The sequence below is a fragment of the Martinezella sp. CNPSo 3732 genome, assembly GCF_057784515.1.
Genome location: NZ_JBXSOO010000029.1, coordinates 1 through 15,546, shown reverse-complemented (window position 1 = coordinate 15,546; position 15,546 = coordinate 1). Strand labels below are relative to the sequence as shown.

Annotated in this window: 14 protein-coding genes and 1 riboswitch; of the genes, 6 read left to right on the top strand and 8 right to left on the bottom strand. The window is 61.3% G+C overall.

Translation table 11 applies throughout. The annotated features are described in order from the left end of the window. Positions 1 to 62: 62 nt before the first annotated feature. The 4 genes from AC13RM_RS29570 to AC13RM_RS29555 form a co-directional block, all read right to left on the bottom strand. Entirely contained in the window at positions 63 to 614 is a 552-nt protein-coding gene (locus tag AC13RM_RS29570) for an MOSC domain-containing protein (protein ID WP_374820245.1), read from the bottom strand. 66 nt (positions 615 to 680) lie between these two features. Beyond that, complete coding sequence (locus tag AC13RM_RS29565) at positions 681 to 2,111, bottom strand: FAD-binding oxidoreductase (protein WP_374820247.1); 1,431 nt, start codon at positions 2,109 to 2,111, stop codon at positions 681 to 683. A gap of 26 nt (positions 2,112 to 2,137) precedes the next feature. Beyond that, positions 2,138 to 3,112, bottom strand: a complete 975-nt coding sequence (locus tag AC13RM_RS29560) for an L-threonylcarbamoyladenylate synthase (protein WP_374820249.1) — start codon at positions 3,110 to 3,112, stop codon at positions 2,138 to 2,140. A gap of 59 nt (positions 3,113 to 3,171) precedes the next feature. After that, positions 3,172 to 3,789, bottom strand: a complete 618-nt coding sequence (locus AC13RM_RS29555; RefSeq protein ID WP_285176278.1) for a DUF6656 family protein — start codon at positions 3,787 to 3,789, stop codon at positions 3,172 to 3,174. 347 nt (positions 3,790 to 4,136) lie between these two features. Continuing rightward, a riboswitch (cobalamin riboswitch) is annotated at positions 4,137 to 4,340 on the top strand. 96 nt (positions 4,341 to 4,436) lie between these two features. Here AC13RM_RS29555 and AC13RM_RS29550 point away from each other — a divergent pair. Both AC13RM_RS29550 and AC13RM_RS29545 read left to right on the top strand, forming a co-directional pair. Beyond that, positions 4,437 to 5,681: an aromatic ring-hydroxylating oxygenase subunit alpha gene (locus tag AC13RM_RS29550; RefSeq protein ID WP_285176276.1), complete on the top strand. Its 1,245-nt coding sequence runs from the start codon at positions 4,437 to 4,439 to the stop codon at positions 5,679 to 5,681. A gap of 2 nt (positions 5,682 to 5,683) precedes the next feature. Continuing rightward, on the top strand, positions 5,684 to 6,772 hold the full coding sequence (locus AC13RM_RS29545) for an FAD-binding oxidoreductase (RefSeq protein ID WP_113232017.1): 1,089 nt from the start codon (positions 5,684 to 5,686) through the stop codon (positions 6,770 to 6,772). A gap of 27 nt (positions 6,773 to 6,799) precedes the next feature. On the opposite strand, the gene AC13RM_RS29540 is transcribed toward AC13RM_RS29545, so the two are convergent. Then, positions 6,800 to 7,810 (bottom strand): glycoside hydrolase family 25 protein, encoded by a 1,011-nt coding sequence (locus AC13RM_RS29540; RefSeq protein WP_285176274.1) that lies wholly within the window; start codon positions 7,808 to 7,810, stop codon positions 6,800 to 6,802. Between the two features lie 247 nt (positions 7,811 to 8,057). Between AC13RM_RS29540 and AC13RM_RS29535 the strand changes: the two genes are divergently transcribed. Continuing rightward, on the top strand, positions 8,058 to 8,525 hold the full coding sequence (locus AC13RM_RS29535) for a BA14K family protein (protein WP_095434122.1): 468 nt from the start codon (positions 8,058 to 8,060) through the stop codon (positions 8,523 to 8,525). 69 nt (positions 8,526 to 8,594) lie between these two features. Here AC13RM_RS29535 and AC13RM_RS29530 read toward each other — a convergent pair whose 3' ends face one another. Further along, positions 8,595 to 9,596 (bottom strand): transporter, encoded by a 1,002-nt coding sequence (locus AC13RM_RS29530; protein WP_285176272.1) that lies wholly within the window; start codon positions 9,594 to 9,596, stop codon positions 8,595 to 8,597. A gap of 289 nt (positions 9,597 to 9,885) precedes the next feature. Here AC13RM_RS29530 and AC13RM_RS29525 point away from each other — a divergent pair, with 289 nt between their 5' ends. Then, a complete protein-coding gene (locus tag AC13RM_RS29525; protein ID WP_285176271.1) occupies positions 9,886 to 11,664 on the top strand; it encodes an acyl-CoA dehydrogenase family protein in 1,779 nt (592 codons plus the stop codon). A 9-nt stretch (positions 11,665 to 11,673) separates the two neighbouring features. Further along, on the top strand, positions 11,674 to 12,426 hold the full coding sequence (locus AC13RM_RS29520) for a crotonase/enoyl-CoA hydratase family protein (RefSeq protein ID WP_285176270.1): 753 nt from the start codon (positions 11,674 to 11,676) through the stop codon (positions 12,424 to 12,426). Positions 12,427 to 12,430: 4 nt separating this feature from the next. Here AC13RM_RS29520 and AC13RM_RS29515 read toward each other — a convergent pair whose 3' ends face one another. Together AC13RM_RS29515 and AC13RM_RS29510 are read right to left on the bottom strand one after the other, a co-directional pair. Further along, the gene (locus AC13RM_RS29515; RefSeq protein ID WP_488556006.1) at positions 12,431 to 13,681 is read right to left on the bottom strand and encodes a class I SAM-dependent RNA methyltransferase; all 1,251 of its coding nucleotides are present in this window, start codon (positions 13,679 to 13,681) and stop codon (positions 12,431 to 12,433) included. Further along, the gene (locus AC13RM_RS29510) at positions 13,678 to 14,418 is read right to left on the bottom strand and encodes a TlyA family RNA methyltransferase (protein WP_285176268.1); all 741 of its coding nucleotides are present in this window, start codon (positions 14,416 to 14,418) and stop codon (positions 13,678 to 13,680) included. The genes AC13RM_RS29515 and AC13RM_RS29510 overlap by 4 nt, the downstream gene beginning before the upstream one ends. A gap of 111 nt (positions 14,419 to 14,529) precedes the next feature. Here AC13RM_RS29510 and AC13RM_RS29505 point away from each other — a divergent pair, with 111 nt between their 5' ends. After that, positions 14,530 to 15,537 (top strand): DUF4424 domain-containing protein, encoded by a 1,008-nt coding sequence (locus AC13RM_RS29505; RefSeq protein WP_374820270.1) that lies wholly within the window; start codon positions 14,530 to 14,532, stop codon positions 15,535 to 15,537. Positions 15,538 to 15,546: the final 9 nt, after the last annotated feature.

The following is a 15,546-nucleotide window of genomic DNA, read 5'->3' as shown; positions in this document are numbered from 1 at the left end:
CCCCTTGTGGGGGAAATGTCGCGATAGTGACAGAGGGGTATCAGATGCTCCGCATAAGCACATCAAACCCGCTCAAGCTTGACATGCGGCAGCGGCGGCAACTCGACGCGAATGGCGTCATCGCGCTGAACACGGCCGCCCTGCACGACAATGCCCATGATCCCCGCTTTGCGGACCAACCCGCCATCGGCATCCTTGTCGAGTACAGCGTGCAGCAAGCCCTTCTGAAAATTGTCGATCTGCCTGCAGGGATTGCGCAAGCCCGTCACCTCCACGATCGCTTCCGCGCCGATATACAGGCGAGTGCCTTGCGGCAGGGAAAGCAGGTCTATCCCCCTGGTCGAGATGTTCTCGCCCATGTCGCCGGGCGCGACGGAAAATCCCTTTTCGGTCAGCACGTCGAACAGCTCTTCATGGATGATGTGCACCTGGCGCAGATTGGGTTGCGTCGGATCGACCGCGACGCGGGAGCGATGCTTCACCGTCACCCCCATATGCGCGTCGCCCTCCACACCGAGCCCGGTCAGCAGTTGAATATGATCTTTAATCTGCTTGCTGAACTGGTGCACGCCGCTGCTGCTGACCGATGTCACATATATGTGCTTGTCGCCCATGCTGAAGCCTTCCATAACAACCTAGATTCAGAGCGTGTCTCGCCCGTTAAGACAGCCGACCAACACTCAGACCTTGAGGACCTTCCCAGGATTCATGATCCCGGCCGGATCGAAAGCCGTCTTGATCCGGCGCATCAGGTCCATCTCAATATCGGAGCGGATGGAAGCCAACTCGTCGCGCTTCAGCTGGCCGATGCCGTGCTCGGCCGAGATCGAGCCGCCATGCTGCAGCACCAGACCATGCACGATCTTGTTCATCTCGCGCCAGCGGCCGATGAACTCGGCCTTGTCGGCGCCGACAGGCTGCGAGATGTTGTAATGGATATTGCCGTCGCCCATGTGGCCGAAGGCGCAGACGCGCGCGCCCGGCATGGCGGCGACCACGGCCTTTTCCGCTTCGGCCATGAATTGCGGGATTTGTGCCACCGGCACGGAAACGTCGTGCTTGATCGAGCCGCCTTCCGGCTTCTGGGCGTCCGACATGCTCTCGCGCATGTGCCAGATAGCCTTCTGCTGGGCATCCGAACTGGCGATGGTCGCATCCTGGATCAGTCCGGCCTCATAGCCTTGCTCGAGCAGCGCCGACATCATCCGCTCGGCGGTCTCAGCCGAATCCGAGGTGGAGATGTCGATCAGCACATACCAGGGATGCACCGTCTCCAGCGGATCGCGCACGCCCGGAATATGTCGCGTGGTGAATTCGACGCCGATGCGCGGCATCAGCTCGAAGCCGGTCAGCGCCGTGCCGCAGAGGCTGGAGGCGTTCTTGAACAGGGTCAGCGCATCATCGACCGATTGCAGGCCGGCAAAGGCGACCTGATGGCCGAGTGGCTGTGGAAAGAGTTTCAGCACTGCGCCGGTGATGACGCCGAGCGTGCCTTCCGCGCCGATGAAGAGGTCGCGCAGATCGTAGCCGGTATTGTCCTTCTTCAGGCGGCGCAGTCCGTTCCAGATCTCGCCCGTGGGCAGCACGACTTCCAGGCCAAGGCAGAGCTGGCGCATGTTGCCATAGGCAAGAACAGCCGTGCCGCCGGCATTGGTGGAAAGATTGCCGGCAATGCGGCAGGAACCTTCGGAGCCGAGCGAAAGCGGAAACATGCGGCCATGCTCGGCCGCCGCCTTGTGCACATCCGCCAGGATGCAGCCGCCGTCGACGATCATTGTATTCCCGACCGGATCGATATCGCGAACGCGGTTCATGCGTTCCAGCGAGAGAATGATATCGGAGTTGCCCTCCCGCGGCGTCTGCCCGCCGACAAGGCCGGTATTTCCGGTCTGCGGAACGATGGCCGTGCCGGTTTCGCTGGCAAGCTTGAGGATGGCCGACACCTCTTCCACCGAGCCGGGCTTCAGCAGCATGGGCGAAGCGCCGTGATAGAGCCCGCGATTTTCCACCAGATGCGGCGCAATTTCGGCCGGGTCCCGCACGGCATGTTTTTCGCCGACGATGACGGCGAAGCGATCGAGAAGGTCGGAGGAGGGGGCGGAGCTGCTCATGGCGTGTCCTTTGCCTGATGGCTGATTTAGTCTCTGGGCGCGGCGGCGCGGCGCAGCCGGTCGTTGATGGCCTCGCCGAGGCCTTCGTCGGGAATATGCGAGAAAGCGATCGTGGCCGCGCCGGTGGCATCGGCGCGCTTCATGAAATCGAAAAGATTCGCGGCAGCTTCCGAAAGATCGCCGCTGGTGCTCAGATCCAGCACGGCAACCGCATTTTCGATGCCAGGAATGTCCGGCCTCCCGAAGCGGATCAGCGCTTCGTTCGCCAAAACCTTCGTCGCGTCGAGCCGCACGGCTGCGCCCGGCGCATAATGCGAGGCAAGCATGCCGGGCGCTTCGATGGCAGCGGAAGCCTTCTTCCTGCGTTTCAGCGCCTTACCAGCCACACGCTCGATCTCGCTGGCAGCCAGCCCGCCAGGTCGTAACAGTCGCATCTCGCCATTCTCGATCTTGACGATGGTCGACTCCACGCCAACGACTGAGGCCCCAGCGTCGAGAATGAGGGTAATCCGTTCCCCAAGGTCGTCACTAACATGATCGGCGCTGGTGGCGCTGATCTTGCCCGAGGTATTGGCGCTCGGCGCGGCAAGCGGCCGGTCGAAGGCGCGGATCAGTTCTCCGGCAAAGCCCCGCGGCACGCGGATGCCGACCGTGTCGAGGCCGGCGGTCGCCAGCGGATGGATGCCGCTATCGGGCTTGAGCGGCAGCACCAGCGTCAGCGGTCCGGGCCAGAAGGCTTCCGCGAGCTTGCGCGAGATGGGGTCGAAGACCGCATAGCGCTCGGCCATCGCAAGATCGCTCATGTGGCAGATCAGCGGATTGAAGCGCGGCCGCCCCTTCGTCTCGTAGATCCGGGTAATCGCGGCAGGATTGGTGGCATCGGCGGCAAGGCCGTAGACCGTCTCCGTCGGCAGCCCGATCGGCAGGCCCTCGGCAAGGGTAGCCGTCGCGACCTCTATTGCCGTTTGCGGATGTTCGAGAATATCTATGTGTCGTGCCATGGCCTGCCTGCTTGCAGTTCAGGCCGTTTCTTATGCCCTTCGAGTTTTCGGATCAATCGTCAAAGCTGGCGAATGATGTCGCGAAGCTGCTCGTTGCGGGCGCCGAGCAGAAGAACGTTGCGGATGGCGATCTGCGGATCGTGGGTGTGGAACAGTACGCCGTTGCCGCGGACGTCGCGATTGATCGTCAGCTTCTTGTCTTCGGCTTGCCTGTCCGGATGGATGGCGACCGCGAAATACATCCGCGAATATTTGAGGCTGATATCCTCGAAGAAGTTCTCTTCGTGGCCGATCCGGGCAAAGAAGTTGGCTATGTAGAAGGCCCAGTTCACCTGCTCATATTGGGCGAATTGCGTCCGCGCGGCGGTGACATGGCAATAGCCGAGATGCGGCGTGTCCTTCAGCGTGTGATGAAAGATGAGCTTCGGGAAGCGGATGGACCTATGGAAATTGTTGAGCCGGTCGTGGGTCTTTTCGCCGGCGTCCCGGAGCTTCAGCGCCGTGCGTTCGGCCACCTGTTCATGGGTGAGGTATTCGCGCTCTTCTGCCAGCCAATGCGGCCTGTTGCGGTTGATGCGGCCGGTGCGCAGGAATTCGGTGTACCCCGTCGTTGATACCGGCTGCGCCGGTTCAGGCTCGGCGGGCTTCCCAGCGTCGAAATATCTGAGTTTGGCCATGCCGGATCTCGCTATAAACTCTTCGGCGACATGATGGACTACGGAGCTTGAGCCGAGCTTGACCGCGCCGGACCGAAGGCTCCCGATAGCGGCTCTGTCGGCGCTCTCAGCCGTGCAACTAGCCTCCCAATTATCGGCCGTTTGCAGACCTGTCGCAATCAGGATAAAGCGTCATTGGTGGAATGCACATACGATGCTCGGAGCGTCTCTGATGCAAGCGCCCAACCAATTGAATTTCCTCTCTATATTCTCGCGGCACGCAACCGTCCGGGCGTCCCGTTTCGACTGTCGTCAATTTCGGAGCCGATGTCGCATTGCAGCGCAGCGGCTGGCGGAGCCGAGAGCTATGATGCCATCAATCTCAAGGTGCCGTCTGCTAGGGAGACGGAGAATTGGGAAGCCGGTCAAAATCCGGCGCTGCCCCCGCAACGGTGGTGGAGTGAGGCATGGCGGATAAAGCCACTGGGTCGATCGACCTGGGAAGGTGCCATGGGGCTCTGGAAACAGGGCCGCTCCAGAGCCCGGAAACCAGCCTTGGGCACATAGGTTTACTGACCGCGGCGGGTGGTCGGGACATTGCTTTTGGCCGCTCCCAATCGGCCGCGCATGTCCTTTGCCCGCCTTCTGGTACTGCTAAGGATAGGCAAATGGACATCGGCAGCAAAGTTCTGCGGCAACTGAAGAACCACCGGACGGGTTTGAGCCTTGAGCAACCGTTCTACACCGATCCGGATTACTTCAAGCTCGATATGGAGACGATCTACTATCGCGACTGGCTGTTTATCGGCCATGATTGCGAAGTGCCGCGCGCGGGCAATTATTTCACCGTCCAGATCGGCGATTATCCCGTCGTGATCGTTCGCGGCCGCGATCAGGTCATCCGCGCCTTCCACAATAGCTGTCGCCATCGCGGCTCGCGTGTCTGCACCACCGAGCGCGGCTCGTCGGCAAAGCTCGTCTGCCCCTATCACCAGTGGACCTACGAGCTCGACGGCTCGCTGCTCTTCGCCCGCCAGATGGCGGAGGATTTCGACAAGAGCCAGTATTCGCTAAAGCCGGTTCACTGCGAAAGCGTCGGCGGCTACATCTTCATCTGCCTCGCGCAGAACGCCCCCGATTTCGCACCGGTTCGCGCCACGATCGAACCCTACATGGCGCCGCACCGCATCAGCGAAGCCAAGGTCGCCTTCCAGAGCACCATCATCGAGAAGGGCAACTGGAAGCTCGTCTGGGAAAACAACCGCGAGTGCTATCATTGCGCGGCCAATCACCCCGAACTCTGCCGCACCTTCCCGGAAGCTCCGACCGTGACCGGCGTGCAGGGCGCGATGAGCGACCCCGTCATCACCGAGCACTGGGCACGCTGCGAAGCCGCCGGCCTGCCGAGCGAATTCAAGATCTCGCCGGATGGGCAGTTCCGCACGGCCCGCATGCCGCTGATCGAAGGTGCCGAGAGCTACACCATGTCCGGCCAGAATGCCGTCAGGCGGCCGCTCTCGCCCGATGTGACGATCAACGGCATCGGCACCATGCTGCTGTTCCACTATCCGACGACGTGGAACCACATGCTCGGCGACCACGCGATCTCCTTCCGCGTCCTGCCGATCAGCGCCGAGGAAACTGCCGTGACCACGAAGTGGCTCGTCCATAAGGATGCCGTCGAAGGTGTCGACTATAATCTGGAAGAGCTGACCCACGTCTGGACCGAAACCAACGATCAGGACCGCCGCATCGTCGAGGAAAATGCCTTCGGCATCCGCTCGCCGGCCTATGAGCCCGGTCCCTATTCGGAGATCCACGAAGGCGGCGTCATGCAGTTCGTCGAATGGTACACGACATTCATGATCAACCGGCTGCAGGGCGATCAGGCCAAGCTGTCGGCGGTTGCCTGAGCATGAACATGACCGTCTCCCTTCCGCATCGCCACCTCGACCAGATGCAGCCCTGGAATGATAGGCAGCATGTGCTCGAATGCCTCTCGGCAACGCCCGAAGCGCCTGACGTGATGACCTTCACCTTCGGGTCCGACAAGGATAACTGGTTCCGTTATCTGCCGGGCCAGTTCGTGACGCTGGAGCTGCCGACGGCTCCGGAGCCGGTCATGCGCACCTATACGCTGTCGTCCACGCCGTCGCGGCCCTTCTCGGTCGCGGTGACGGTGAAGGCGCAAAAGGACAGCATCGGCACGCGCTGGATGTTCGAGAACCTGAAGCCGGGCATGCGCATCAAGGCTTTCGGCCCGCTCGGCGATTTCAGCCATGTCCGTCATCCCGGCGAGAAATATCTTTTCGTCTCGGCCGGCTCCGGCATCACGCCGATGATGTCGATGACGCGCTACATGTCCGATATCGCACCGCTGTCTGATATCACCTTCGTCAACTGCTCGCGCAGCCCGGCCGACATCATCTTTCGTTCCGAGCTCGAATATCTCGCGCGCTTCATGCCGAACCTCAATCTCGGTTTCATCGTCGAAGGTTGCGGCCGAACAGACCTCTGGTCCGGGTTGAAGGGTCGTATCGACAAGGCGAAGATCGGCCTGCTGGCGCCCGATTTCATGGACCGGACCATCTTCTGCTGCGGCCCGGAAGTCTTCATGGACGCCGTGCGCTCGATGCTCGAAGCGCATGGTTTCGACATGTCGCGCTATCATCAGGAAAGCTTCCAGCCGGCCAATGCGGCGACACCGCTTGCGGAAGTCTCCGACGATGCATCGGGCGAGGCGGCGACCACGATCCGCTTCACCATGGCGGGCAAGGATGTCGTCTGCGCGGCGGGCCAGACCGTGCTTCAGGCGGCGCGCGGCGCCGGCGTGCGCATCGGTGCCGCCTGCGAATCCGGCCTCTGCGGGACATGCCGGGTCATGAAGCTCTCGGGCGAAGTCGAGATGAGCCATAATGGCGGCATCCTCGATGACGAGATCGACGAGGGCTATATCCTCGCCTGCTGTTCGCGTCCGAAGACGGATGTGCAGATCGAGGCCTAGCATCGATCTAAGGGCGGTCGTACCGGCCTAGAAATCCTGATAGTTCAGTTCGTTGATCTCGACCGGCTTGGTTTGCGGGGTTGACGCGGTGACGACCGGGTCGATCTCGGTCATGAGCGAAACGAGCATCTGCCGCGGTCCGCTGCACATCTGTGCAAGCGCGATCGTCAGGTCCGGCGCGGGCAGGGGTTTGGCCGGCAGGAGATCGCCCTGCGGCCAGATCCTCGCGAGCTGAACCTTCGTCATCGGCACGACATTGACGTCGATATCGGTGAGCGTCCCCGGCACCCGATAGGGGCAGCTTTTCTCCGAGCAATTGTCCGACGAAGCGAACTGCCAGATGGCATAATTGTCCCAGTTGCCGAGTGGGAAAGTGCCTTTGACATCAGGCTTGTAGCGCGCATACCACAAGGGCAGCCGCGACAGCAGCGGATAGGTACCCCGGTGATCGGCGATGTAGCGCGCCATATTGTGATTGACATAGAGAATGGGGTAGCGCCCGGTCTTGACCTTGATGTGGGCGACATAGATCTGCGCATCGTCGAGTGACATGAACTGCGTCGTGTCCATGCCGTCGATATCGAGCACCATCAGCTCATCCGGCTGTGGATCGGCATAATCGAGAAAATGATTGGCCTGGTCGATCGGATTGCCGGGCCGCCCCAGATGATAGGCGCCCCATAACAGACCATTCGCCTTTGCCAGCATGCGGCGCGTTTGAAAGAGCTCACGGCTGACTGCGTACTTACGCCACATCGTCCTGCAATGGGCCACCGTATCGCCGCCGTGATCGCCGGTGCAGCTGAAGCTTTCGGGCAATCCGTCGGAGGCCTTGGAGATGAAGCCGGCTATCCGTTTGTCCTGCAGAAACGCGTTCCAGTCGATGGTGTTCAGCTCGTAAGCATCGACAATCAGGGCGTTTTTCGGATCGCCCCAGGGCGGGCTTTCGCCGGCCGAAGGCTTGGAGACCGGCCCCATCAGTGCCAGGATCGTCAGCAAGCCGTAAATGAGGAGGTTACTCTTTCGGTATCCTTTCATGAAATAATAGTAAGGATTGCTGGTTAATCTTGGGTTAAGAAAGCAATCACTATAAATTCATCGTGGAGCCCCTCGTAACTCCTTAAGTCGGTAGGGATTTGAGGAACTAAATAACGCGCTGCCGCGTTCTTTGTCGTCTATTCGGATATGCGACGAAGCAGGCAGCGAAACCTTGCTCGGGAAGCATTCCCGACATGAAACGCCTACAGACTTGAGTGCCAAGTCGAACCAGGGAATGGAGATGAAAATGCTTGGTTTCCGTGCAAAAATCGCGACAGTCGCCGTAACGGCTGCCGTCGCCCTGACGAGCTTCACACCGTCTTTCGCCATGCAGATGCCCGCCGCGCCGATCGTAAAGCAGTCCGCGCCCGCCCAGGCCGCGCCTGGCAATGTCGAACAGGTCCAATGGCGTCACGGCGGCTATTATCGCCGTGGCTGGTATGGAGGCTATCGCGGCTATCCGGGCTATCGTCGCGGTTATCGCTATTATGACGGCTATTGGTTCCCGCTGGCAGCGTTCGGCGCCGGTGCTCTCGTGGGCGGCGCGATCGCCAGCCAGCCGCGCTATTACGCGCCGGCTCCGGCTCCGAGTGCCGGCATCAATCCACGCCACGTCGCCTGGTGCGAGTCGCGCTATCGCTCCTATCGCGCTTACGACAATACGTTCCAGCCGAATTCCGGCCCGCGCCGTCAGTGCTATTCGCCGTATTTCTAAGCGGTAATTTCAGAACGACAAATGCCAGCCGTCCGGTTTCTCGCCGGGCGGCTTTTTCATACTTTGACGTCAGAGAATATTGACCCGCCTGAGCAGCCACCATGCCAGCAGCATGGAGGCGATGATGAACCCCACCGCATATCCGGTGCCGCTTGCGCCGCCTGCCAGCGGCAGGCCCGATGTGTTCATGCCGAAGAAGCCGGTCACCAATGTCGGGGGCAGCAGAAAAGCGGTCATGATCGACAGGATGTAGAGATGCCGATTGATCTCGGAGGCGAGCTTCGAATCGATTTCTTCGTGCAGCAGTCTGGCCCGTTCCTGCAGCGCATAGACGTCGTGTTCGACTGCTTCCAACCGCCCGGTCAGCCGGCCGGCGACATCCTCGAAGCCGAGCGGCATTTCCTCGTCGTCGGAGGCAGCGGCGTGGCGCATCAGCGAGAGAACGGTCCGCAGATGGCGATGCAGGCGCACGATCGTCCTGCGGATGGGCGCAAGCTTGGCGCGCTCGTCGCGCGACGTATTGCCGTGGACGAAATCCTCTATGCCATTCAGCTCTTCGCTGATTTCAATGACGACGGAGATCAGGGTTCGTTGGAACTCGACGACGATCAGCTCGAAAATATCCACGGGATTGGAAAATCGTGCGGCGTTCTTTTCGATCAGCACCCGGGTCCGGTCCAGGCTGCGCAGAGGCTGCAGCCGGGTGGTTATCAGCACGCGATCGGTCAGCGCGAAATGCAGCCAGCCGATGTCGTGGGTGTTGTGGGCAAAATCGCGCTGGAAGTCGACCAATGTGCCGAAAAGCATCTGCTCGTCGACCGTGATCGTTGCATGTGTTTCATGCGTGGTCAGCGCTATGCGGGCGGCTTCGTTCAGCCCCGGCGCATCCTCGAGGAAGGCCGGCACCCGTGCATCGACGAGGTTGAGGTGCAGCCAGAGAAAGCCGTCGTCGCGGAACAGCCTCGAACGATCGGTATCGTCGGGCAAGCGCTCCGGCTTGGTATCACCGGGACGGAGACGGTACGCCCAGATAAAGCCTGGTATGGTATTGGCTGACGTGAGCGTATTCATGGGGGCATCGTTCGCTTTGTCTGAACAGTCGCCTTAGTCTTCATTCATGACGGTTTTTTATTCAAGTCCGCGCTTTGGCGGAATAATCGCGGATAGGGGCGGCGATGTCACAGCCGCTCGGCGCGCGTAAGACGCATGTCACGTTCGGGTTCGCGAGACGGTGGAAATCGATGCCTCCTGCCATTTGAGAAAATTGACGTTTACGTAAAAATAAACTAGCTATAGCCACAAATGGCTGATGGTCCGGGTGAGGCGGGTCATTGCCAGTACCGATCCGGAGGAAATCATCATGTACAAGGCGCCTGTCGAAGAAATTGCGTTCACGCTGAAACATGTCGCCGGCATGGAGCGCGCCATGGAAGAGGGCGCTCTCGGCGATCTCAGCACCGATCTTGTCGATGCTATCCTGTCGGAAGCTGGGCGTTTTGCCGGCGATGAGGTAGAGCCGCTTGCCGAGAATGGTGACAGGCAAGGCGCAAGGCTGGTGGATGGCAAGGTGGTCCTTCCCGATGGCTGGGAGAAGCTATATCGCGACTGGATCACTGGCGGCTGGAATGGCCTGACCGCGCCGGAGGAGTTTGGCGGGCAGGGCTTGCCGCACATGCTGAATATCGCTGCGCTGGAAATGTGGAATTCCGCTTCGATGGCCTTCGGCCTCGCGCCGACGCTGACCATGGGAGCGGTCGAAGCGCTGCGGGCTCACGGCAGCGACGACCTCAAGAAGACATATCTGGCAAAGCTCGTCTCGGGCGAGTGGACGGGGACGATGAACCTGACGGAGCCCCATGCCGGTTCCGATGTCGGCGCTCTGCGCTCCCGCGCCGAACGCCGCGATGACGGCACCTATCGTGTCTTTGGCCAGAAGATTTTCATCACCTGGGGCGATCATGAGGCGACCGAGAACATCATCCATCTCGTTCTCGCCCGCCTTCCGGATGCGCCTGCCGGCACGCGCGGCATTTCGCTGTTTCTCGTGCCGAAATTTCTTGTGAATGAGGACGGCTCGCTCGGTGCCCGCAACGATCTTTTCGTGCATTCGCTGGAACATAAGCTCGGCATCCATGGTTCACCGACCTGCACGATGATCTATGGCGACGGCAAATATGGTGCGGAAAAGGGCGCCGTCGGCTGGCTGGTGGGCGAGGAGAACAAGGGCCTCGCTTGCATGTTCACGATGATGAACAATGCCCGATTGGCTGTCGGCATCCAGGGTGTCGCGATTGCCGAAGCCGCGACCCAGAAGGCCATCGCCTATGCCCGGGAGCGCACCCAGGGCCGCGCGCCAGGCACGACCGCATCGGGCATGAGCCCGATCATCGAGCATCCCGATGTCGCGCGTATGCTGCTGACGATGAAGGCTTTGACGCAGGGCTCACGCGCGATCTGCTACGCCTGTGCGCAGGCGATCGACATGTCGCATCGCGATCCCGAGAGAGCAAAATATTGGCAGGAGCGCGCCGCCCTGCTGACGCCGATCGCTAAATCCTTCTCCACCGATGCCGGCGTCGATGCCGCCTCGCTTGGTGTCCAGGTTCATGGCGGCATGGGCTTCATCGAAGAAACGGGGGCGGCGCGGCTGCTGCGCGATGTGCGCATCGCACCGATCTATGAAGGCACCAACGGCATCCAGGCCATCGATCTGGTGACGCGCAAGCTGACGATCGCCAACGGCGATCACATGCGCGGCTTCATTACCGAACTGCGCGAGATCGCCGATTCCGTCGCCAAGTCCAATCTGGATGGTTTCGGCGAAACGGCATCGCGGTTGCAGGCGGCCATTGCCGATCTGGAAAAGACAAGCGAATGGCTCTTGTCGAAACAGGCGGAGGGCGCTGCTGCCGAAGCTCTGGCGGGCGCCACGCCTTACCAGCGGCTTTTCGGTCTCGTGCTGACCGGCTCTTATCTGGCCAAGGGTGGCCTTGCCGATGCAGGCGACGGCGAGGGGGCCAAGCGCATCGCACTTTGCCGCTTCGTTGCCGAAAACCTCCTGGCCGAGACCGCCGCTCTCTCCGATCGGGTCGTCGCCGGTGCATCCAGCCTCGAAGCCGCCCGCGCCGCATTAGCCTGAGGAAAAGCCATGACCGACCACATCCTGATCGAACGCCCCAAAACTGCGCCGCAGGTCCAGATCATCCGGTTCAACCGGCCGGAAAAGAAGAACGCCATCACCCGCGCCATGTATCAGACGATGACCGACGCGCTGAAGGCGGCGGAAGCTGCGCCGGATATCCGCGTCCATGTCTTTCTCGGCACTGAGGGCTGCTTCTCGGCCGGCAACGATCTGGCCGATTTCCTTGCCTTCGCCATGAGCGGCAATATGGGGCGCGAAGTGATTGATTTTCTCGTCGCGCTGGCGAGCACGAAAAAGCCGGTCGTCTCCGGCGTCGATGGTCTGGCGATCGGCATCGGCACGACGATCCATCTGCATTGCGATCTGACTATTGCCTCCGACCGCAGCCTGTTCAGGACACCCTTCGTCGATCTTGCGCTGGTTCCCGAGGCTGCTTCAAGCCTGCTTGCCCCGCGCGTGATGGGCCATCAACGCGCCTTCGCGCTGCTTGCGCTCGGCGAAGGCCTTTCCGCTTCTGACGCTAAGGAAGCGGGCCTGATCTGGAAGGTGGCGTCACCCGACGCGGTGGAGGCCGAAACGCTGTCTCTGGCCGCAAAACTCGCCGCCAAGCCGCCTGAGGCCCTTCGGATCGCACGCGATCTCATGCGCGGTCCTCCGGATGCTGTCCTCGACCGCATCCAGAAAGAGGCCGAGCATTTCGCCGCCCAGCTGAAAAGCGCCGAAGCCCGCGCGGCTTTCGAGGCTTTCATGAAGCGGTGAAGGCTTACTTCTCCAGCATCACAACCACTTCGACATGCGAGGTCCACAGGAATTGGTCGATCGGCGTCACTCGCGTAATGCGGTAGCCGCCCTCGACCAGGATAGCGAGATCGCGGGCGAGCGTCAGCGGGTTGCAGGAGACGGCGACGATCTTTTTGACCTGCGATCGGGTCAATTCCTTACTCTGGAATTCTGCGCCGGCGCGGGGCGGGTCGAACACGACGGCGTCGTAGACCTTCAATTCTTGCGCCATCAGCGGCCGGCGAAAGAGATCACGGCGCTCGACGCTGACGGGCTTCAGTCCCTGCGTGTTGCGGGCGGCGTGATCCAATGCCGCAAGCGGCTTGTCTTCGCTTTCCACCGCATGCACGCGCCCAATCCGCGCCAGGCGAAGCGAGAAGGTGCCGCTGCCGGCGAAGAGATCGGCGATACGCTTGGCCTTGCCGACATGGGCTGCAACCAACTCGGCCATGGCGTCCTCGGCCTGCTTGGTCGCCTGCGTGAAGGCACCAGGCGGCGGTGCGACCTGGACGCCGCCGAAATCGATCATCGGCTTTACCGGCTCGACCAGGATCTCGCCATTCAGCGAAACGCGGGCGATGCCGCGAAGCGACAGCACGGTTTCGATCGTGCTGCGGCGCTGCTTGTCCGAAAATGACTTGATGCCGTCGACGGCGAGATCGAGGCCGGTCTGCGTTTCCAATACGGAAATGCGGAAGGCTTCGGCATTGACGGCCATTGCCGCCGCAATCGTCTTGATGGCAGGCAAGCGGGCCATGATGCCGGCCGAGGCGATGGGACATTCCTCGATGGCGACGATGTGGTGACTTTCGGCCTGATTGAAGCCGATCAGCATATCCTTTTCAGTCTTGCGCGCGGCGAAGACGACCCGGCGCCGTTCACCGGGATGCGCAGCGACGATATCGTCCACGTCGGGCGTCAGGCCCTTCGACCCCAGCGCGTCCACGACGAGCTGGCGCTTGAAGGCGCGGTAGGGCGCATCGGCATAATGCTGGAGGGTGCAGCCGCCGCAGGCGCCGTTGACGCCATGCGGGCCGAAATGCCGACAGTGCGGCTCCTGCCGGTCGGGCGAGGCCGACGCGATCGACATTAGCGTGCCATGGCTCTTAACCCGCGCGATGGCGACGCTTTCGCCCGGCAGCGTGAAGGGCACGTAGATCGGGCCGTCGGTGCCCTGCGCGATGCCGTCGCCCTGGGCGCCGAGCTTCTGGATGGTAACGGTTTCGGTGCTCATGGCTTGATCCCTGCGAGAAGAAATTCCTGGTTGCCGTCGCCGCCCGCGATCGGCGAGGCAATGAGGCCGAGGCTCTGCCAGCCCATGTCTTCGGTGAACCAGCGCTCGAGTTCCGCCGCCACCGCCGGAGCGGAGGAGGGGTCCTTCAAAAGCCCGGCCTTGCCGATCGCATCGCGGCCCGCTTCGAATTGCGGTTTTACGAGCAGTGCCGCCCGTGCGCCCGGTTCGGCAAGCGCAAGCGCCGGCGCGAGAGCCAGCTTGAGCGAAATGAACGAGACGTCGGAAACAATGAGGGAGAAGGGCTCGCCTATGTCCTCGGCGGTCAGGTTGCGCGCGTTCAGCCCCTCGATATTGGTCACCCGCGGATCGGCGGCTATCCGCGGATGCATCTGGTCGTGACCGACATCGATCGCAGTGACATGAGAAGCGCCACGCTGCAGCAGCACTTCAGTAAAGCCTCCGGTCGATGCGCCGACATCGACACAATGCTGTCCGCGCGGATCGAGGCCGAAATGGTCGAGCGCCGCCACCAGCTTCAAGGCCGCACGCGAGACGTAATCCTGTGCGGGATCATCGATGCTTATCTCGACACTTTCGGAAAAAAGTGCTCCCGGCTTCGTCACGATCTTGCCGTTCACGGTGACCGTGCCGCGCTGGATCGCATCGCGAGCGCGCGAGCGGCTGGCGAAGAGCGAAAGGGTGACGAGAAGCTGGTCGAGGCGTTGTGGTTCGGACATGGGCTGTCCATGCCGGGCAATGGATCGTGTTGCAAGCCTTTTATATCGATACCGGCGTTGACGCCGGACCGCAACCGGCCATAATCGCCGCAATCGACGGGTGAGGGCATCATGCGGAAGATCGTTGGCTATGCGGCGCTAATGGTGATGTTCGCCGTTCCGGCTATGGCAAATGATACGATGGCTGAGCTGAAGACGGGTGGTCTTACCTATGTCCGCACCGGCGATATCAGCATGGCGCAGGAAAAGCTGTTCATTTCGGCGGAACAGGTCCGCGTCGATTACATCTTCGAAAATACCTCCGAGAAGGATGTCGAAAGCGTCGTCGCCTTTCCGATGCCCGATATCAAAGGCGACATCGACAGTATGGTCGATGCCGGAAATGTCGATTCCGACAATTTCTTGGGTTTCACGGTGACGCAGGATGGCAAGGCCATCACGCCGACCCTGCAGCAGCGCGTGTCGGTTGCCGGGGTCGACATGACTGACGAACTGAAGGCGCATGGCGTGCCGCTGCTGCCGCTCAGCAAGGCGGCGACGGATGCCGTGGCTAAATTGCCCGTCGATGTGCTCGAGGACTGGACAGCCCGGGGTTTGATCGCCGATGACGAATACGACGCCGACGGCCAGGGCATGAAACATCACCCGACGCCGATGTGGACGCTGCATACGACCTATTGGTGGCGCACCAAGTTTCCGGCCAAGGCCAAGATTGCCGTGGAGCATCGCTACAAGCCAAGCGTCGGCGGTACCGTCGCCATCACTTTCGCCGGCGACGAAGATTACCAGAAGCGGCAGCTGCAGAACTATCGCGCCAAATATTGTCTCGACGAGACCTTTCTAAAGACGGCCGTCAAGCTTGCCATGGCGGCCGACAAGGGTGGTCGCGGCTATACCGAGAGCTGGATCTCCTACGTGCTGACGACGGGTGCCAACTGGTCCGGCCCGATCAAGCATTTCGAGTTGACCGTCGATAAGGGCAGCCCCGAGAACTACATCAGCTTTTGCGGTACGAATGTGAAGAAGATCGGCGCGACGACGTTCCAGATGACGGCGCAGGATTTTTACCCGGAGCACGATCTGGATATCCTGATCCTGGCCGCGGCGGCGGTGAACTAAAGCAATTCT